Below are 18,953 nucleotides of genomic sequence, written 5' to 3'. Positions count from 1 at the left end.
TGGCACTTCGAAAGTGGGAGCGCATAACGCAGGTCTGCTAAAGACTTGAGGCTTATAAATACCGGATATCCAAAAAAAGAGAGCGCCTGGCGCTCTCTTTTTATTTCTGCAGGTTGGAGGTGTAGAAGCGTAGGATGCCGCGTCCATCCAGTTTGCGTACTAACTGCTGACCGAACCAGAGATAGTGCAGATGGGCCAGAGCCTCTCCCATGGCGAACGTCATCTGATGAGTGTCGAGCTGGCGTTTGAAGAGAAGGGGAAGGATGTCGGCGGCACTCAGCCCTTGTTGCTGAGCAGCTGCTTGCATGATGTCATCTAGGCGCTCTTGGTGATGAGCGAGCAGCTGCTGAACACGAACATGCAATCCCGTGAAGGGTTTGCCGTGCGAGGGCAGAACATAGGTTTCTTGCGGAAGCTCGAAATAGCGCTTCAGTGATGTGAGAAACAGCTGCAGAGGATTGGCTTCGGGCTCGGTGGAATGCACGCTGACATTGGCGGAGATGCGCGGCAGAACCATGTCGCCACTGATGAGTATCTTGAGTTCGGCACAATACAGCGCCATGTGCTCCGGCGCGTGGCCATAGCCGGCAATGCATTGCCAGGTGCGGCCGTTGATGTTTATCTCGTCGCCATCCATGATGCGGTGATAAATGTCGGGGATAGGAGCAACCAGAGAAGAGTAGTAGCTGCCTCGCCCGCGCACATGGCGTAGAAATTCTTGATCTTGTTGTCCGTGCAAGCTGTAGAAATCCGCTCCAGACTCGCCGCCGAAGCCGTCTCTGTCTTTCATGGCGACACGGGCGACGTTGTAATCGGTGGCGCTGATCCACAGAGAGGCATTCCATTGCCGGCAAAGCCAGCCGGCAAGGCCGATATGGTCGGGGTGCATGTGGGTGACGATGACACGCAAGATGGGTAGGCCTTCAAGCTCGGAGGCAAAAATCTGCTCCCATTGATCGCGTGCTTCGGGGCGATTGACGCAGCAGTCGATGACTGTCCAGCCTTCGCGGAGTTGGCCATGCCGGTCCGCTTGACGATCACGCAGAAGCCAAAGATTGATGTGATCCAGAGCAAATGGCAATGACATGCGTATCCACTTGATGCCAGGCGCGATCTCCAGGGCTTGAGCCATGTTAGGCAAGGTATTGCCTAGCGGATAGTGGAGTGCAGATTCTTGAATGGAGCTCATGGCAGGGTATTTCGTTTAGGATTGACGTTAACGTAAACGTAAACGTCAGATTGACCAGCATTTTAGAGATTGAGCCGTTTTGGGCAGTCGCCTGTGCGATGCAAGACTTAGAACTACACCATCATGTCTATCAGTTACACCATCAGTGATCTAGCCAAAGAGTTTGATCTCACGACCCGAGCCATTCGTTTTTATGAAGATATGGGGTTGTTGCAGCCGGAGCGTTCGGGGGCAGGAGGGCGCAACCGTGTGTACTCGCCCCGAGATCGGGCACGCTTGCGTTTGACGTTGAGGGCCAAGCGCCTGGGGCTGTCACTGTCAGAAGCCAAGGAAATCATCGAGATGTATGACAGCCCGCGTGACACGGGCGTGCAATTGCGCAAGTTTCTTGATGTTTTGGCGGTGCATCGCAAGCAGCTGGAAGCGCAGATGGCCGATTTGCAGGTGACTCTGGAAGAGGTGCGAGAGCAGGAAAAAGAGGCGCGTATGTTGTTGAAGAAAACAGAGAGCAAAAATACCGCATAATTTACGTTTACGTAAACGTCAATTGGTTAGCTTTCTCAGGAGAGTCGTCATGCCAGCTGCAGGAGCCGCAGAAACTTTGGATATCACGCGTCGCGTGAAAGAGAGTTTCGAGAAACAAGGTGCGATGAGCACCATAGGCGCGACGCTGGCGTTGGTCGAGCCCGGGGCTGTGGATATCTGCCTGGACTGGTCGCAGGCGCTGACGCAGCAGCATGGCTTTTTGCATGCAGGCATGGTGTCTACAGCGTTGGATTCGGCCTGTGGCTATGCCGGTTTGACGTTGATGCCTGAGGGCGCGGCTGTCCTGACTATCGAATTCAAGATCAATTTGCTGGCTCCAGCCAAGGGGCAGCACTTTCGGATGGAGGGGCGCGTCGTCAAGCCGGGACGAACCATCACTGTCACGGAAGGCAAAGCCTTTGCGATGGACGAAGGAAAAGAAAAGCTGATTGCCACCATGAGCTGCACGCTGATGTGCCTGCAAGACCGCGCAGGTCTTAACAATTGACTCGTTACCCCCACTCATACAAATCAACAGGAGACAACCATGAGCCTTGCCAATCTGCCCGGACTGAATTTTCAGCTTGGAGAAGATATTGACGCCTTGCGTGATGCGGTGCGTGAATTCGCCCAGAGCGAGATTGCCCCGCGGGCGGCCGAGATCGATCGCAACGACCAGTTCCCCATGGATTTGTGGCGCAAGTTTGGTGATCTGGGCGTGCTGGGTATTACGGTGCCCGAGCAGTACGGCGGTGCCAATATGGGCTATCTGGCCCACATGGTGGCCATGGAAGAAATCTCGCGTGCCAGCGCTTCTGTCGGTCTGTCCTATGGCGCGCACAGTAATCTCTGCGTGAATCAGATCAACCGCAATGGCAACGAAGCGCAGAAGGCCAAGTACCTGCCCAAGCTGATCAGCGGCGAGCATGTGGGCGCGTTGGCCATGAGCGAGCCCGGTGCGGGTTCGGACGTCATCAGCATGAAGCTCAAAGCGGAAGACAAGGGCGGTTACTACCTGCTCAACGGCAGCAAGATGTGGATTACCAACGGCCCCGATGCCGACACTTTGGTGGTCTATGCCAAGACCGAACCTGAAATGGGTGCACGCGGCGTGACGGCATTCCTGATCGAGAAGGGCATGAAGGGCTTCTCGATCGCGCAAAAGCTCGACAAGCTGGGCATGCGCGGCAGCCACACGGGCGAGCTGGTGTTCCAGAACGTGGAAGTGCCGGCTGAAAACATCCTCGGCGGACTGAATATGGGAGCCAAGGTTTTGATGAGCGGCCTGGATTACGAGCGTGCCGTGCTGACTGGTGGCCCGCTGGGCATCATGCAATCCGTCATGGATAACGTGGTTCCCTACATTCACGATCGCAAGCAATTTGGCCAGAGTATTGGTGAATTTCAGCTCATTCAGGGCAAGGTGGCAGATATGTACACCGTGCTGCAAGCGGGTCGATCTTTCGCTTATACCGTCGCTAAAAACCTGGATCTGCTGGGAACTGATCATGTTCGCCAAGTCCGAAAAGACTGTGCCAGCGTCATTTTGTGGTGCGCGGAAAAGGCCACCTGGATGGCTGGCGAGGGCGTACAAATCTATGGCGGTAATGGGTATATCAACGAGTATCCGCTCGGCCGCCTGTGGCGAGATGCGAAACTCTATGAGATTGGTGCTGGCACCAGCGAAATTCGGCGCATGTTGATTGGCCGCGAATTGTTTGCTGAAACCTGCTGATAAAGCGGGCGCTGCGCCAAGCTTTCAACCACGAAAAAAAGGATAGCTTCATGACAACGACCTCCATCGAAGAACTGTTTGTCCACAACCGTGAGTGGGCAGATCAGATGGAGCGTGATCGTCCTGGTTTCTTTACCGGACTGATGGCGCAGCAAAAGCCCAAGTACATGTGGATCGGTTGCTCGGACAGCCGCGTGCCAGCCAATCAGATCACAGGCCTGGAGCCTGGAGAGGTGTTTGTGCACCGCAACGTGGCCAACGTGGTGGTGCCCAGCGACCTGAATTGCCTGTCCACCATTCAGTACTCTGTCGATCACCTCAAGATCGAGCACCTGATGGTGGTGGGGCACTACGGCTGCGGCGGTGTGTTTGCAGCGCTGAACAACCTGCGTCTGGGTCTGGTGGATAACTGGACACGCCACGTCCGTGATATCCGCGACAAGCACCTTGCTCTGCTCGAGAGCCTGTCTCCTCAGTACCGTCACGATGCTTTGTGCGAGCTGAACGCCATCGAGCAAGTGGTCAATGTGGCCCAGTCCACCGTCATGCAGGACGCCTGGGCCCGTGGCCAGAAGGTCACCGTTCATGGCTGGTGCTACAGCATCAAGAACGGTCACATCACCAACCTTGAGATGACGGTTCCTGGCGTGGGTGGCCTGGAGGATGTCTACAACAAGGCAGTCGAGAAGGTCGCTTCGCGCAAGCGTGACTGATCGCTGCCATAGCGCAGTTGCAGTGCTCTTATGAGTGTTTTTGGCCTCTAGCCATTGCACGCCATAGGGGTGCTGCTCACTTATCTGGAGCGACTGGCCCGCCATGTTTCCGCAACGACTGGACGCCCCCGAGGCCTATGCCATTGCGCAGGCCTTGATGCATGGCTACAACCTGCACTACCGCATGTTCAGCGCAGAGGCTGCGCGAGCCAAGCAGCGCTTTGAGGGCATGGACTGGCAAGGGCAGCAACAGGCCCAGCGTGAGCGCATCAAGTTCTACGACCTGCAGGTGCGTGCCTGCATACAGCGGCTGGAAGAGGAGTTTTCCGCCAGCAAGCAGAGCATGGCCGTCTGGCAGCAGGTCAAGCTGCACTACATCGGTCTGATGGTCGGGCATTTGCAGCCCGAGCTGGCCGAGACCTTTTTCAACTCGGTCACCACCAAAATTCTGCATCGCACGCACTTTCAAAATGACTTCATCTTTGTGCGAGCAGCGGTCAGTACCGAATATCTCGAAAATACGCAGCCCGGGGCGATTCCCACCTACCGGGCCTATTACCCCGCCAACCTTGCGCAGCTCGAAAATACGCTGCAAGCCCTGTTCGAGCAGTTGCAGCTGCAATGTCCCTTTGAGGATTTACCTAGAGATGTGCGGCTGCTGGCCAATCGCATTCGGGAAAAGCTGGCAGACCGCACGCTGAGGCCCAACTTCCAGATTCAGGTGCTCTCCAGCCTCTTTTACCGCAACAAGGGTGCTTATCTGGTTGGCAAGATCATCACGGGCTATACCGAACTGCCCCTGGCTATCCCCATCCTGCACGGAGAGCAGGGGCAGCTCATCTTGCATGCATCCTTGTTTGGAGAGGATGACCTGCATGCCCTTTTCAGCTTTGCGCGGGCCTACTTCATGGTTCACATGGATGTGCCAAGCGCCTATGTGAGCTTTTTGCGCAGCCTGATGCCGCGCAAGCCCAAGGCCGAGATCTACAACGCGCTGGGTTTGGCCAAGCAGGGCAAGACGCTGTTCTACCGCGACTTCTTGCACCACCTGCGTCATTCCAGCGACCAGTTACGCATTGCGCCGGGTATCAAGGGGCTGGTCATGCTGGTGTTTGACCTGCCCAGCTTTCCCTATGTGTTCAAGCTCATCAAGGACAGGATTGCCAGCAGCAAGGACGTGACGCGAGCCCAGGTCAAGGCCAAATATCAGCTGGTCAAGCAGCATGACCGGGGCGGGCGCATGGCGGACACCATGGAATACAGCTTGGTGGCCTTCCCCAAAGACCGTTTCAGCGATGAGCTGTTGGCCGAGCTGCAGGCCCAGGCTCCTGATCAGATCGAGATCAGCGACCGTGATGATGACGGGCAGATGGAAGTCATCATCAGCCACCTCTACATAGAGCGCCGCTTGGTGCCGCTGAACCTGTTTCTGATGGAGTGCATGGCCGAGGCTGACACCAAGCCAGAGCGCCGCGCCGCCATGGAGCGGGCCATTCTGGAATACGGCAATGCCATCAAGGATCTGGTCGCGACCAACATCTTTCCAGGCGACATGCTGTGGAAAAACTTTGGCGTCACCCGTGGCGGCAAGGTGGTCTTCTACGACTATGACGAGATCGAATACCTGACGGACTGCAACTTTCGCAAAGTGCCTGAGCCGCGCACCGAGGAAGAGGAGATGTCAGGGGATATCTGGTATTCGGTCGGCCCTAAAGACGTCTTCCCTGAAACCTTTGGTCCCTTTTTGTTGGGCCACCCGGCGGTGCGCGACATCTTCATGCGCCACCATGCGGATTTGCTGCAGCCGGACTTCTGGCAGGCGTATCAGAGCCGCATACGAGAGGGCTACATCTCGAATGTCTTTCCCTATGAGCGCAGCCGCTTTCTGCATGGCGGCGAGTTCGGGCTGAATACACAAGGTACATAAATATCCAACCATAGCCTCATTGCAAGAGGCAGCACTTATCCATCTTCAAGGAGACAAACCATGCATCAGGATCCCGTAGTCATCGTCAGCGCCGCACGCACGCCCATGGGCGCGTTTCAGGGCGATTTTTCCGATCTGGCCGCTCATGATCTGGGCGGAGCCGCCATCAAGGCCGCTGTAGAGCGCGCCGGCATCCAGCCCGAGCTGGTGGAGGAAGTGCTGTTTGGCAACTGCCTGATGGCGGGCCAGGGCCAGGCTCCTGCGCGTCAGGCAGGCTTCAAGGGCGGACTGCCGCAAAGCACGGGGGCGGTGACCCTATCCAAGATGTGCGGCGCAGGTATGGAAGCTACTTTGCTGGCCCACGACCAGCTGATTGCTGGCAGCCGCGATGTGATGATTGCCGGTGGCATGGAGAGCATGACCAACGCGCCCTATCTGCTCAAGAAAGGCCGCGGCGGCTACCGCATGGGCCATGACAAGATCTTTGATCACATGATGCTCGACGGCCTGGAAGACGCCTATGAGGCAGGCCGCTCCATGGGCACGTTTGGTGAAGACTGCGCGGTCAAATACCAGTTCACGCGCGAAGCGCAGGACGCCTTTGCCATTGCCAGCGTGCAGCGTGCCCAGGCTGCGGCGCAAAGCGGGGCTTTCGATGCCGAAATCACGCCCGTCACCGTCAAGACCCGTAAGGGCGATGTCACGGTGAGCGTGGATGAAGGCCCGCTCAAGGCCAAGCTGGACAAGATCAGCAGCTTGAAGCCCGCATTCAAAAAGGACGGCACCATCACCGCCGCTTCCAGCTCCAGCATCAACGATGGTGCCGCTGCTATGGTGCTGATGCGCGAGTCCACGGCCAGGCAGCTGGGCTGCAAGCCGCTGGCGCGCATCGTCTCGCACGCCACTTTTGCGCAGGCGCCCGAGTGGTTCACCACGGCTCCCGTGGGCGCAACCGAGAAAGCCCTCAAGAAAGCGGGCTGGAAGGTCGATGACGTGGACCTGTGGGAGATCAACGAAGCCTTTGCCGTCGTGCCCATGGCGCTGATGGCCGAGCTCAAGGTGCCGCATGAGAAGGTCAACGTCAACGGCGGAGCCTGTGCGCTGGGTCACCCCATCGGGGCCAGCGGCGCCCGCATTCTGGTCACGCTGCTGCACGCGCTCAAGGCGCGGGGCAAGAAAAAAGGCCTGGCCACGCTGTGCATAGGTGGTGGCGAGGCGACGGCCATGGCGGTAGAGCTGGTCTGAGCTGCTTTGATCGGTGCAGAACCGGTGCCATTTGCTCAGAACCGGCATCGGTTTGCTCTACAGTGAACGCATGTTCAACGGCTTGCATGCATTCGCGCTGGATGTTTGCGGCCCATATTGCGGAAGTCATTCATGAGCGCAGATATCCCCCACGACGAGAGCGAGACCGTCAAGCCGCTGGAGACGCAGCAGATCGAGGCTTTCTGGAGCGATTTTTCTAATCAGCTGCCTCAGTTGGAGACGCTTGATCTCCATGCGTTTGTGGAAAGCGCCAATGAAGTGCTGCACCGATATGCGCCGGGCCTGAGTCTGGAGCTGGAAGGCCATCTCAAGCAAGCCGGAGGGCGGCTGGTGGTCTCGGCCCATGGCAATACGGCGCAATTCGAGAACGCGCAGGCCCTGGTGCGCCAGGCGCCGCGCTTTGAGCACTACAGCGTGCAGGCGTTTCGCAGCCGTGCTCAGGGCAGCAACTTCGGCATGCGCATGGATGGCTTCGAGCTGGCCTGCTCCGAGATCCGGGTGGGCTACTACGATGCGGGCGGCATCATCGGCCTCAGGCTCTCGTTCGAAAAGCCCATTGCAGAGGACATGAACGAGCATGCGCAGCACATGGCCTTCATCATGCTGGACCATGTGCTGGGCGAGTGGGATTTCTCCGTGCGCGTGGGGCCTGTGGAGTTTGTCTCCGAGGCGGCTACCGATGTCTACGGCTCTGCCTTGCTGTCGGACTTCCCGCCGCTGTTCGACAGCTTTATCCGCCAGCAACTGGGCCGCAGTTATGAGTTTCCTGGCGAGGAAAGTGACCGCTGGCTGTCGCTGGAGGTGCGCTCGCCGGATGCCGACGAGGATTCACCCCCCGATATCCTGAGCTTTCACGACGGTGCGAATGCTGTGGCCACACGGGCGGACTTGTCGCACTTCCTGGAGTGGCGCTTTCATTTCTCCAGCCAGGACGAACTTGATGGCGTGCGCGATGCCCAGGATGCGCTTGACGAGCAGCTCAGCCGTGAGCAGCGCGGCATTCTGGTTTTCTCGCGTGTGGAGGATCTGAGCGCAAGGGTCGCGGCCTACTATGTGGAAGATCCGGCCCACGCTGTGCAGCTGGCCCGCCAGCTGGGCAAGCAGCATGTGCCGAATCTGGAGCCCGAGATGGAGGTGAGCTTCGATCCTTCGTGGAACGAGTTTCTGTCGCTCTACGCCGCAATTCACCGCAACGATAGACCCGAAGAGGCCCCTCTTTCATGATCACCTCGCGCGAGCAACTGCAAAAGCTCTACGACCCGCCTGCCGAGCGCGCCTTGCTCAAGCAGCAGTGGGAGCTGGACAGGCATTGCCTGCGCTTTATTGCTCTGTCGCCATTCTTTGTCATGGCCACGGGCGGTGCCAATGGCGCTTTGCTCGACGCTTCGCCGCGTGGCGGCAAGCCGGGCTTTGTCAAAGCGCCGGATGCCAATACCTTGCTCATCCCCGATGCGGGCGGCAACAACCGGCTGGACAGCCTGAGCAACTTGCTGGACGACCCGCGCCTGGGCCTGCTGTTTTTTGTGCCGGGTTTTGATGAAACCCTGCGCGTGAACGGCACCGCCCAGTTGCGCGACGAGGCGCATTACACGGCCTTGTTTGCCAGCGAGCACTTTCGCCCCAAGTTGGTGATCGAAGTTACGGTGCAGGAGGCCTATCTGCACTGCGCCAAGGCCTTGATGCGCTCGCGCCTGTGGAGCGATAGCTCCAAGGTGGCGCGTAACGTCATGCCCTCGCTCAATCAGATTGTTCACGCCCAAATGGGGCTGACGGGGCAGCCGGAAACGCAGGATCGCATGGTCGCCCGTTACAGCGCCATGATTGCTGCCGAGCAGTTTCAGAAAAAACAATAGCTGCCAGCGTAGGCTATGAAAGGAATTGAGATGAAAACCATGTTGAAACCATTCATTAGCGAGCGCAAGCAGCTATGGCTTTGATATTGATTCTGGGCGCATCACGCGGCCTGGGGCGAGCGCTGGCCGAGGCCTATCTGGCACAAGGCGACCAGGTGATTGCCACGGTGCGCAAGTCTGAAGACATGGCCGCCCTGCAGGCGCTGGGCGCACGGGTGTTGCAGGTCGATGTGGCCGACCCCGCCAGCGTCAGCGGTCTGGCCTGGCAGCTCGATGGCGAAAGCATTGAGCTGGCCTTGTATGTGGCGGCTGTCTGGGATGGACATGCAGCCGGCATACCGCCCACGCAGCCGCAGTTTGATGCCGTCATGCACAGCAATGTGCTGGGCTTTATGCAGGCGCTGCCGCAGATTGCGCCCATGGTGCAGGAGGCGGGCGGCGTGATCGGCGCTTTCTCCAGCGAGATGTCCTTGCTTGGCGAGGCCGACGAAAGCGCCTGGCTGTACCGCGTCAGCAAGGCGGCCCTGAATATGGCCGTGGTCTCCGCCTGCCAGCACTGGCCGGGCCTGACGCTGCTGGCGCTGGACCCCGGCTGGACCCAGACCGAAATGGGCGGCGCAGCGGCCCCCGTGACCGTGGAGCAAAGTGTGCAAGGGCTGATGCAGGCGCTGGAAAAAGTGCGCCCCGAAGACCGCGGCAGCCTGCTGCGCTTTGACGGCACAAGCACCAGACTTTTGAATGCCTAGCCCAGGCGGAATATGGGCATACAGCTATAACTATTGGAGACAAAATGCTGCTGAACCAGGACCAGGAAATGATCCGCGATGCCATGCGCGACTTTGTGCGTGAGCAGATCACCCCCCATGCTGCGCGCTGGGACAAGGAGCACCACTTTCCCAAGGATGTGCACCAGGGGTTGGCCGCGCTGGGCGCCTATGGCATCTGCGTGCCAGAAGAGCTGGGTGGCGCGGGCATGAACTATCTGAGCCTGGCTCTGGTGCTGGAAGAGATTGCTGCCGGTGATGGCGGCACCAGCACCGTCATCAGCGTGACCAACTGCCCGGTCAACGCCATCCTCATGAAATACGGCAACGCCCAGCAGCAGGAGCAATGGCTGCGCCCGCTGGCGCAAGGTCAGATGCTGGGAGCTTTCTGCCTGACCGAGCCGCATGTCGGCTCAGATGCATCCGCACTGCGCACCACGGCGACGAAGGACGGCGGCGACTACATCATCAACGGCGTCAAGCAGTTCATTACCAGCGGCAAGAACGGTGATGTGGCCATCGTGATTGCCGTCACGGACAAGACGGCGGGCAAGAGAGGTATGAGTGCCTTTATCGTGCCCACAGCGAACCCCGGCTATCAGGTCGCTCGCCTTGAAGACAAGCTGGGCCAGCACAGCAGCGATACGGCGCAGATCAATTTCGAGAACTGCCGTATTCCCGCCGCCAATCTGATTGGCGCTGAAGGCGAGGGCTACAAGATCGCCTTGTCTGCGCTGGAGGGCGGGCGCATCGGCATTGCCGCGCAAAGCCTGGGCATGGCGCGCGCAGCGTTTGAGTGCGCGCTGCAGTACAGCAAGGACCGTGAGAGTTTTGGTCAACCCATCTTCAATCACCAGGCCGTAGGCTTCAGGCTGGCTGAATGTGCGACGCAAATCGAAGCGGCCCGCCAGCTCATCTGGTACGCAGCCAGCCTGCGCGATGCGGGCCGACCCTGCCTGAAGGAAGCGGCCATGGCCAAGCTCTTTGCCAGCGAGATGGCTGAGCGTGTGTGCAGTGCCGCCATCCAGACACTGGGCGGTTACGGTGTGGTGAGCGACTTTCCCGTCGAGCGCATTTACCGCGATGTGCGTGTGTGCCAGATCTACGAAGGCACCAGCGACGTGCAGAAGATTCTGATTCAACGGGCGCTGGCCTGAAGTCCGCTGTGGCTGTGGCTGTGGCGTGGCGCCTGGGGGGACTGCAAACGCACTGAGGGCTGTGCCGGTTGCTGATGTCACAAGGCCTGCTTAGGATGTATCCCGTGAGGGCAAAGCCTTCCGGGTTTTCAACCATTTTCAGCAGGAGTCCAGAGCATGCCTTTTGCCCCGGTCAATGGCCAGAATATCTACTACGAAGACACAGGAGGGCGCGGCCCGGCCATTGTTTTCTCGCACGGCTTGCTCATGGATCACACCATGTTCGCGCCGCAGATCGAGGCCTTGCAAGGGCAGTACCGCTGCATCAGCTGGGATGAACGCGGGCATGGTCAGACGGCTGAGCCCGAGCACTGCGCCGCTTTCAGCTATTACGACTCGGCCGACGATCTGGCCGCACTGCTCAAGCACCTGGGGGTGGAAAAGGCTGTGCTGGTGGGCATGTCGCAAGGCGGCTACCTGTCGCTGCGCTGTGCGCTGATTCACCCCGATGTAGTTGCTGCTCTGGTGTTGATTGACACTCAGGCCATGCTGGAGGAACCCGAGAAAATGCCCCACCACGAAGCCTTGCTCAAGACGTGGATGGAACATGGTCTGTCGGACGATATGGCAACTACGCTGGAGCACACCATTTTGGGACAGGGCTGGCCTGGTGCTGCGCAATGGCGGGCCAAATGGAAGCAGGCTACTCCCGCCAATCTGGGGCAGAGCTTTGCAGCGCTGGCGCTGCGCGATGACATCAGCCCGCGCTTGTCTGAAATCAAGGTACCGGCACTGGTGATCCATGGACAAAAAGACGAGGCGATTGCCGTGGAGCGTGCCCGCTCCATGTTCAAGGGACTGCCTCATGCGCAGTGGGTGGATGTGCCGGGTGCAGGTCATGCCGCAAACCTCACGCACCCTGAGCCGGTGAATGCAGCGATCAGTCAGTTTCTGGCCCAATTGCGCTGATCAGTTTTCCTGGATAGGGATAGTCACTTGACCGACAATGCGGGCTTGCGGAACAAGTGACTGAGGTGCTGTGAAGAAATCCCAACCCATGCAGGTCTGTCCCTGTGGAAGCCAGAACGTCAAGGGCAAGCTGCAAGCTTATGCGGATTGCTGTGGGCGCTATATCGATCACTGGGAAACCCAGCCGGCCCCGAATGCCCTGGCGTTGATGCGCTCGCGCTATACGGCCTTTGTGCGCGAGAACGAGACCTATCTCAAGGCCACGTGGCATGCCGATCAGCGTCCGCAGACGCTGGACTTTGATGGCTCGGTCAAATGGCTGGGACTGCAGGTCAGGCAGTTTCAACGCACCGCAGAGACCACGGCCGAAGTTGAATTTGTCGCCCGCTACCGACTGGCTGGCACGGCGGTGCGCTTGCATGAGCGCAGCCGCTTTGTATGGGAAGCCGGGCGCTGGTACTACGTGGATGGCGACCAGTTCTGACGCTGTGGCCAGCGTGCGCGCGGACACCTCGCTGGAGGTCGTCGAGCGCAGGGCCAGATTGCGGCTGCTGCAGTCTCTGACTTCACGCGGCTCTTCGGAAGTGGCCGCCTTGCTGATTCCCCCGCTGGTGATGCTGATGCACTGGCATGGTGCGTCCAGAGGCTCTTGGCTGCTGGTGGGGTGGTGGGCGCTGATGATGGTCATGGCTTTGGGGCTGTCCATGCTGCGCAAGTACCTGCGTTGTCAATGGCAAGACCCCGAGCATGTACCTCAAGAGCTTGAGCTGCGCCGCTGGGAGCGGATGCTGGCGGTTTCGGCATTGATCAACGGCTTGTGCTGGACGGTGTCGCTGCTGGTGACCTGGGAGGTCGCGGCGCTGGATTTGCGTCTTTTTGTCTATCTGGTTCTGGCCGGGGTACTGGCATCGGGGACGACATTTCTGGCTCCTGTTCCGTGGGTGTTTGGCGGCTTCTTTGTGGGCCTGTATATCCCCATGCTGCTGGCGTCGCTGGGCTATCTGGGCGCACGTGGCACCTACCTTTTCCCATTACTGCTGCTGTATGGCGCTGTGGTGCTGCGCCATGCATGGGGGGGCTGGCGCTTCTTCCAGGAGCAGGTCACGCATGAGCGCGAAAGACATGTGCTGGCGGAGCGCTACAGGCGGGCCAAGGTTGAGGCGGAAAATGCCCTGGCCGAGAAAAGCTGGTTTCTGGCTGCAGCCAGTCATGATCTGAGGCAGCCCCTGCATGCTCTGGGGCTGACCTTGGAGGCCGCCCGCCAGCGCAACGCCAATGCCGAGGTGGCGGGCTTGCTTGATGAGGTGCAGACCTGCTCACGAGACTTGAACGCCATGTTCAACGACTTGCTCGACCTGTCCCGGCTGGAGGATGGCGGGTTGGTTCCTCACCCGCAGCGGGTGAGCATTGCTCACCTCTTTGCTGAAGCGCAGCGTGTTTTTGCCAAAGATGCGGAGCGCAAAGGGCTGCGCTTTTCGGTATGTCTGCCCCGGCACCGTCACGTTGTGGTCGAGATGGATCAGGTTTTGCTCAAGCAGATGATCTTCAACCTGCTGCAAAACGCCTTTCGCTATACCGACTCGGGCGGGGTGCTGTTGAGCTTGAGACGGCGTCGGCACCGGTGGGTGATCCAAGTCTGGGATACGGGGGCAGGAATTGCGCAGGCAGAGCTGTCCCAGATCTTTTCGCCCCATTACCGCGCTGCGGCCAACCCAGAAGGACAGGCGGGGCATGGGCAGTCCAGACCTACGAGCTTGCGCTCGCGTGGGCTGGGATTGTCAGTGGTTGCGAAGGCCGCCCAGTGTATGGGGGTGCAATACGGCGTCGAGTCTAGGCAGGGGGCAGGCTCCTGCTTTTGGTTATGCCTGCCCGAGCAAGCCACGCAGGTCGCCGAGCCGCCGTATGTAGTGCCTGTTGACTGCACGCCCGCTGAGGCTGGAGCGCTCCTGAAAGGACGCTGTCTATTGCTTGATCCCGATGAAGCACACAGGCGCAGAGTCCATGCGCTGCTGCAGACCTGGGGGCTGGAGGTGCATAGCTTGGCTTGCGCCCAGGAACCAGGCTTGATGGAGCTGGGAGAGTGGAATCCTGCATTTGTGCTGTGCGCCGATCTGGCGGCCCTGCAGCAGCTGCAGCAGCAATATCCACAGGCGGGTGGCGCATTGATCAGCGGTGATGCCAGGGAGCTGGAGCTGGCGCAGGACGAAGGCTATCTGGCTTTGTCCTTGCCGCTGCAGGTCGCTTCCTTGCAAGCGGTGCTCCGAAGCGCTGTACAAGGTTGAGCGTCAGCTCTCCAGATCCACGGTTTGCAGACGGGTGATCAGCTCTACCCGGTTCGCAGCCCCAAGCCTTTGCAGCAGGGCCGTCACGTGCTCTTTGACCGTGTGCTCGGAAAGGTTCAGCGACTCGGCAATAAAGCGATTGGGCTTGCCTTTGAGAATCAGTGCCAGCACCTGTGATTGACGCACGGTAATACCCAGGTCCCGCGCGCTCATGCGAAGCCGGATAGGAGGTTGCCAGTCGTCGTTGTTGCTGTCGGCAGTAAACCAGACTTGCTCGCTCAGCAAGGCTTTGGCGGCCTGCAGAAATTCGGCTGCTGGGCGGTTTTTCCCGATGAAGCCATGGGCACCTGCTGCGCGCGCTTTGTCTGCAATGCCAGGGTGCTTGTCGCCGCTGGTCATCAGAATGCGGCTTCTGGGCGCCAGAGACAGCATATCTTTGATAAAGCAACTGGAGTCTTGCCCATCCAGCCAGAAGTCCACGACGGTCAGCACCGGTGCCCCCATGGAGGCGATCAAGCTCAGGGCCTCGTAGCCACTCTCGCACAGCAGTACTTGGTCCACAGAGGGCAGGCTTTGCAATAGCAGCCTGGCTCCTTCTGCGACCAACGGGTGATCATCCACCACGAGGGCGTAGGAGGTCGATGTGATTAGAGGGGAAGAGGGCGTTAAAGGCATGTATTCAATATTTGCTGTCAAACGCGGTAACTGATACCCCTCTGCTGAGGGGTATGGCGTTCGGCAAGTGCTTCCGAGAATCAGGCAGGTGCAGGCGCACTGGCCTGCAGACCTCATTATTCAGGGAGAGCTTATACAAATGAAACAAGATACTCAAATGACACGCCGCGCTGCGGGCTTGCTGCTGTTGGCCTCTCTGGCTGCTTGCGGTGGAGGCGACGGTGATGGTTCGGGTAATACAGGTGGTGGTGGGGGCGGCGGCTCGGGAGGCGGCGGAAACGGTGGTGGCAGCGGCGGTGGCGGTGGCGGTGGAGGGGGGAATGGCAATGGCGGTGGTGGCAACTCGGTGACGGGTTCCTACAGCCTCAAGCCTGCTGCCGGCAGCGAAGCCCAGATGCTGAATGATGCCAATGCCATGGGAGCTACAGGCTTTGCGCTGCTGTCCTCCCTGGGGGCTGGCAATGGGCAAAGTGGTGACTTCTACGTCAGCGACACCGCGCATGCTGGTCATCAATTCACGTATATGGTGCAGCCTGCTCAGGCAACGGCATCCGTGTTTCTGACCCAGCTGAACCAACACGGCAGCAATGGCTACAGGTTCAAGAGCTTTTCAGCCTTCGGGGCACCCGGTGGCATGAGCAATCTGTTCGTCAAGAACAGCAGCCGCAGCGATCAGTTCAGCTATGAGGCAAGTGCGTCTGCAGGACTGACTCAGTCACAGTGGCAAGTGGAGTTGAATGAGAAGGGGGCACGCGGATTCCACTGGATTGGCCCGGCCATGCTGAGCGGCGGCGATATGGTCAACCTCTATGTCAAGCGCAGCGATGGCGTGACCTATGAATACGCGCTGGAGGCGGAGCTGGATGACACGCTGGCGAACATGCAGGCGCACTGGAACAGCAAAGGTGCCGAGGGCTGGCTTGCACGTGGCTCTGTGGCGCTGGACTCGAGTTCTGTGGAGGTCTATGAGAAAAGCTCGGCCCAAAGCGGTGCGGTGGAGTATCGCGTCGAACCACAGGCACAAGGGCTCAGCCCGGAGAATATGAAAGATCAGATGAATGCCAATGCGGCTGATGGATTTTTCTTTTTCTCCGAGATTGTGGACAGCACTAGCGCAGTAGGCGTGATCTCCATCAAGAACGGCGGTCTGCTGGACCATCCGCTGGCGGGAGTGTCCTTCCCTTGAACTCCAAAAAAGACATGCTCGCATAATCGAGAGCATCGTTTTTTTGACCAAAGGCGCCCTCGGCGCCTTTTTTGCATCGCTTTTCTGCGGTGCGGATGACCTCATGACTGCTTTTGACGCTGTACTTTTTGACTGTGATGGAGTGCTGGTGGACAGCGAATCCATCACCAACCGTGTGCTGTGCACCATGCTCAACGAATCGGGCTGGGCCATCAGTCAGGAGCAGTGCACGCGCGACTTCATTGGCAAGACGGTGCGCAGTCAGGCCGCGGTGATCGAAGCACACACCGGCAAGCCTTTGACCGATGCCTGGATGGCCGAGTTCTACGAGCGCCGCAACGCAGCCCTGCAAGCCGAGCTGGTGGCCATTGATGGGGCTGTGACAGCGGTCCAGCAGATTTATGCGCTGTGCGAGGGGCGCATTGCCTGCGCCTCCGGTGCGGACCGTGCCAAGGTAGAGATGCAGCTGGCCAAGGTGGGCATGGCGCCCTACTTTGAAGGCCATGTCTACAGCGGCCACGAGATGCCGCGCAGCAAGCCCTTTCCCGATGTGTATCAAGCTGCGGCCAAGGCACTAGATGTTGATCCTGCCAAATGCCTGGTGATTGAAGACACCACTACCGGCGTGCAGGCGGGAGTGGCTGCTGGTGCCACCGTCTGGGGCTATTTCCCCGCCGACCAGGGACATGCTTCAGCAGAGCAGCTGCTGGAGGCCGGTGCTGCCTGTGTGTTTGGCCACATGGGTGATTTGCCCGCCATGTTTGATGCCGTGCGCAAAAGTGCCCGTTCGGCCGTTGAAGGCGACGGCTACGAGCACGAAATCCAGTAAGCCAGGGGACCTCGGCGGAGCTTGATCAGTCCCAGATAGATAGCGCCTCGTCAAGGCGCTGCATGGGGTTCTCGTCAATGACGCTGTTGTGCAGCAAGATCACGCGCTGCACAGGCCAGCTCCTGAGCTGCTGTACCCATGTGCGCACGGCGGCTAGATCCCTGACCAGCAGGCGCACGGTGCGTGGCACCGTCAGGCGCTTGTAGCCGCCCGTCATGCCCAGGTACAGGCGCACTGGCAAGCTCAACGGACCTTGCCAGCATTGCAGCACATCGGTGACGATCAGACTGCCGCTGGCAGGGTGGAACCAGAGCGTCTCGTCCAGAAGAGGAATGCCTTGTGTGGGCAGGCACTGCAATTGCCCGGCCCAGGGCGCGTCGTTATCGGCTGGGATGCGCTGCATTTGCGATAGGTCAGGGTGCTTGTGCAGCACGCTTGCCGTGCCGTACAGATGGGCCTGTGGATAAAGACGGGCCAGTGCGGGCAAAAACAGGTGGTGAAAGGTGCTGGGGGCGACGATGTGGCGCAGAGTGCCCAGGCGGTCCAGGTCGGCCTTTTGCGCAGGTGTCAGCGGCACGGCAGAGTGGGAAAACAGGCTGCCGTCATCCAGACGAAAGACTGTCATGCGCGTGCTTACAGACATGCCTTTATTGAGAAATTGATAGCTTAAGGTCCATACTCCGTCTGCGATAGAAGCCCAATTCTCTGTATTTTCTTGCATGGCTGGTCTCAGTGGGGGCGCTGGCCGGCGGTTTTGCGGAACTCCGAGGGGGAGAGACCCGTCCAGAGGCGGAAGGCGCGAATAAAGCTTTTGTCATTGAGAAAGCCACAGGCCTGTGCCACACGCTTGATGGGGCGGCTGGTGCGCAGCAGCAGGGCAATGGCGCGCTCGCGCCGGATGTCGTCCTTGAGTGCCTGCAGTGAAGCGCCTTCTTCCTTGAGCTGGCGGTGCAGGCTGCGCTGGGACAGATGCAGCTGACGCGACAGCGTCTCGGCGGTTTGTTGTTCTTCCCCGCTGGCCGCTAGCAGCTGGCGCACGCGCTGCACCAGCGTCTTCTCGCGTTGATATGGCCGCACCTGAATCGGCAGTGCTCGCTGCAGCATGCGGTTGAGCGCCGCCTCATCGCGCGCCAGTGGGGCCTGCAGCCAGCGCGACTCGAACTGCAGACTGGCGACAGGGGCCTCGAACTCCACGCTGCCCGGCGCAAACAGCACATGGTAGACGCTGGCATGTGCGGGTTCGGCGAACGGGAAGCTGGCATGCAACAGGCTGATGGGCTCATTGATTAGCCAGCTGGCAAAGCCGTGAATATTGCGCAGCACGGAAAGCAGGCAGAACTCGCGCATCTCTCCCAGTGCGCGCACCTCATGCAAGGTCAGTGTGGCAATGCCGGCTTGCTCGCTGAGCTGAAGCTGAATGTCCGGAGCAATCAGCCCATGGTGGCGGCACCAGCGGGCCAGGGCCAGACCCAGGTGCGGGGCGCTGATGCTGGCACGGGCCAGCATGCCATAGCTGCCCCAGGGCAAGCGGCGCTCGAACCAGCCCAGTGCCTCATCGTCAAGTTCGCGCATGGCGGCATCCGACAGCGCTTCCATTTGCAGCGCTGTAATTCGCTCCCTGTTCTGGTGAATCAGGTCTGGCGGGATTTGTGCCTTTTCAAGAGCGCCAAGCGCAGACATCTGCCTGGCTTCATACGCCCGGACAATGGCCTGGACAAACGCCATGGGGGTAATTGCCGGGTGTGAAGCGTGTACGGAACTGGCATGGTGCGGGAGCGGAGTCTTGACGAGAGAGGGGGTCAGCATTTGGCAATTATTGCAACCTGTCTGACTTCTTCTGAACAGGGCTTGCCCTTATTCTGGTCAACAGAACAAGTGCTGAACGGACCTTGTGCGGCCGCAGA

Annotated in this window: 19 protein-coding genes; 15 read left to right on the top strand and 4 right to left on the bottom strand. The window is 59.4% G+C overall.

Features of this window, described 5'->3' with window-relative positions:
* Positions 1-100: 100 nt before the first annotated feature.
* A complete protein-coding gene (locus tag AC2I9W_RS08645; RefSeq protein WP_486409582.1) occupies positions 101-1,189 on the bottom strand; it encodes an MBL fold metallo-hydrolase in 1,089 nt (362 codons plus the stop codon).
* 123 nt (positions 1,190-1,312) lie between these two features.
* Here AC2I9W_RS08645 and AC2I9W_RS08640 point away from each other — a divergent pair, with 123 nt between their 5' ends.
* The 13 genes from AC2I9W_RS08640 to AC2I9W_RS08580 all read left to right on the top strand — a co-directional run bounded on the left by AC2I9W_RS08640 (position 1,313) and on the right by AC2I9W_RS08580 (position 14,359).
* Positions 1,313-1,714, top strand: a complete 402-nt coding sequence (locus tag AC2I9W_RS08640) for a MerR family transcriptional regulator (protein ID WP_486409581.1) — start codon at positions 1,313-1,315, stop codon at positions 1,712-1,714.
* Positions 1,715-1,763: 49 nt separating this feature from the next.
* Positions 1,764-2,222, top strand: a complete 459-nt coding sequence (locus tag AC2I9W_RS08635; RefSeq protein ID WP_486409580.1) for a PaaI family thioesterase — start codon at positions 1,764-1,766, stop codon at positions 2,220-2,222.
* Between the two features lie 39 nt (positions 2,223-2,261).
* Positions 2,262-3,449 (top strand): isovaleryl-CoA dehydrogenase, encoded by a 1,188-nt coding sequence (locus tag AC2I9W_RS08630; RefSeq protein ID WP_486409579.1) that lies wholly within the window; start codon positions 2,262-2,264, stop codon positions 3,447-3,449.
* Positions 3,450-3,499: 50 nt separating this feature from the next.
* Positions 3,500-4,162: a carbonate dehydratase gene (can, locus tag AC2I9W_RS08625; RefSeq protein WP_486409578.1), complete on the top strand. Its 663-nt coding sequence runs from the start codon at positions 3,500-3,502 to the stop codon at positions 4,160-4,162.
* A 103-nt stretch (positions 4,163-4,265) separates the two neighbouring features.
* Positions 4,266-6,089, top strand: a complete 1,824-nt coding sequence (aceK, locus tag AC2I9W_RS08620) for a bifunctional isocitrate dehydrogenase kinase/phosphatase (protein ID WP_486409577.1) — start codon at positions 4,266-4,268, stop codon at positions 6,087-6,089.
* A 60-nt stretch (positions 6,090-6,149) separates the two neighbouring features.
* Entirely contained in the window at positions 6,150-7,334 is a 1,185-nt protein-coding gene (locus tag AC2I9W_RS08615; RefSeq protein ID WP_486409576.1) for an acetyl-CoA C-acyltransferase, read from the top strand.
* A gap of 132 nt (positions 7,335-7,466) precedes the next feature.
* Positions 7,467-8,579: a hypothetical protein gene (locus AC2I9W_RS08610; protein ID WP_486409575.1), complete on the top strand. Its 1,113-nt coding sequence runs from the start codon at positions 7,467-7,469 to the stop codon at positions 8,577-8,579.
* Positions 8,576-9,208 (top strand): MSMEG_1061 family FMN-dependent PPOX-type flavoprotein, encoded by a 633-nt coding sequence (locus tag AC2I9W_RS08605; protein WP_486409574.1) that lies wholly within the window; start codon positions 8,576-8,578, stop codon positions 9,206-9,208. The genes AC2I9W_RS08610 and AC2I9W_RS08605 overlap by 4 nt, the downstream gene beginning before the upstream one ends.
* A 74-nt stretch (positions 9,209-9,282) precedes the next feature.
* On the top strand, positions 9,283-9,954 hold the full coding sequence (locus tag AC2I9W_RS08600) for an SDR family oxidoreductase (protein WP_486409573.1): 672 nt from the start codon (positions 9,283-9,285) through the stop codon (positions 9,952-9,954).
* Between the two features lie 44 nt (positions 9,955-9,998).
* A complete protein-coding gene (locus AC2I9W_RS08595) occupies positions 9,999-11,129 on the top strand; it encodes an acyl-CoA dehydrogenase family protein (RefSeq protein ID WP_486409572.1) in 1,131 nt (376 codons plus the stop codon).
* Between the two features lie 156 nt (positions 11,130-11,285).
* Positions 11,286-12,077: an alpha/beta fold hydrolase gene (locus AC2I9W_RS08590; protein ID WP_486409571.1), complete on the top strand. Its 792-nt coding sequence runs from the start codon at positions 11,286-11,288 to the stop codon at positions 12,075-12,077.
* 88 nt (positions 12,078-12,165) lie between these two features.
* Positions 12,166-12,561, top strand: coding sequence for a YchJ family protein (locus tag AC2I9W_RS08585; RefSeq protein ID WP_486409592.1), 396 nt, complete (start codon positions 12,166-12,168; stop codon positions 12,559-12,561).
* Entirely contained in the window at positions 12,545-14,359 is a 1,815-nt protein-coding gene (locus AC2I9W_RS08580) for a sensor histidine kinase (RefSeq protein ID WP_486409570.1), read from the top strand. The genes AC2I9W_RS08585 and AC2I9W_RS08580 overlap by 17 nt, the downstream gene beginning before the upstream one ends.
* 3 nt (positions 14,360-14,362) lie before the next feature.
* Here AC2I9W_RS08580 and AC2I9W_RS08575 read toward each other — a convergent pair whose 3' ends face one another.
* Positions 14,363-15,034, bottom strand: a complete 672-nt coding sequence (locus tag AC2I9W_RS08575) for a response regulator transcription factor (RefSeq protein WP_486409569.1) — start codon at positions 15,032-15,034, stop codon at positions 14,363-14,365.
* Between the two features lie 139 nt (positions 15,035-15,173).
* On the opposite strand from AC2I9W_RS08575, the gene AC2I9W_RS08570 reads away from it, so the two are divergent.
* Both AC2I9W_RS08570 and AC2I9W_RS08565 read left to right on the top strand, forming a co-directional pair.
* Positions 15,174-16,220: a hypothetical protein gene (locus tag AC2I9W_RS08570; RefSeq protein WP_486409568.1), complete on the top strand. Its 1,047-nt coding sequence runs from the start codon at positions 15,174-15,176 to the stop codon at positions 16,218-16,220.
* Positions 16,221-16,323: 103 nt separating this feature from the next.
* On the top strand, positions 16,324-17,049 hold the full coding sequence (locus AC2I9W_RS08565; protein WP_486409567.1) for an HAD family hydrolase: 726 nt from the start codon (positions 16,324-16,326) through the stop codon (positions 17,047-17,049).
* Positions 17,050-17,074: 25 nt separating this feature from the next.
* Here AC2I9W_RS08565 and AC2I9W_RS08560 read toward each other — a convergent pair whose 3' ends face one another.
* Positions 17,075-17,770 (bottom strand): DUF4336 domain-containing protein, encoded by a 696-nt coding sequence (locus AC2I9W_RS08560; protein ID WP_486409566.1) that lies wholly within the window; start codon positions 17,768-17,770, stop codon positions 17,075-17,077.
* An 8-nt stretch (positions 17,771-17,778) separates the two neighbouring features.
* Positions 17,779-18,855 (bottom strand): AraC family transcriptional regulator, encoded by a 1,077-nt coding sequence (locus AC2I9W_RS08555; RefSeq protein WP_486409565.1) that lies wholly within the window; start codon positions 18,853-18,855, stop codon positions 17,779-17,781.
* Between the last annotated feature and the right edge of the window lie 98 nt (positions 18,856-18,953).

Source organism: Comamonas sp. FUJ_7, from assembly GCF_057369555.1.
The sequence above is the reverse complement of the archived record's forward strand: the minus strand, read 5'-3'. Positions and strand labels throughout refer to the sequence as shown.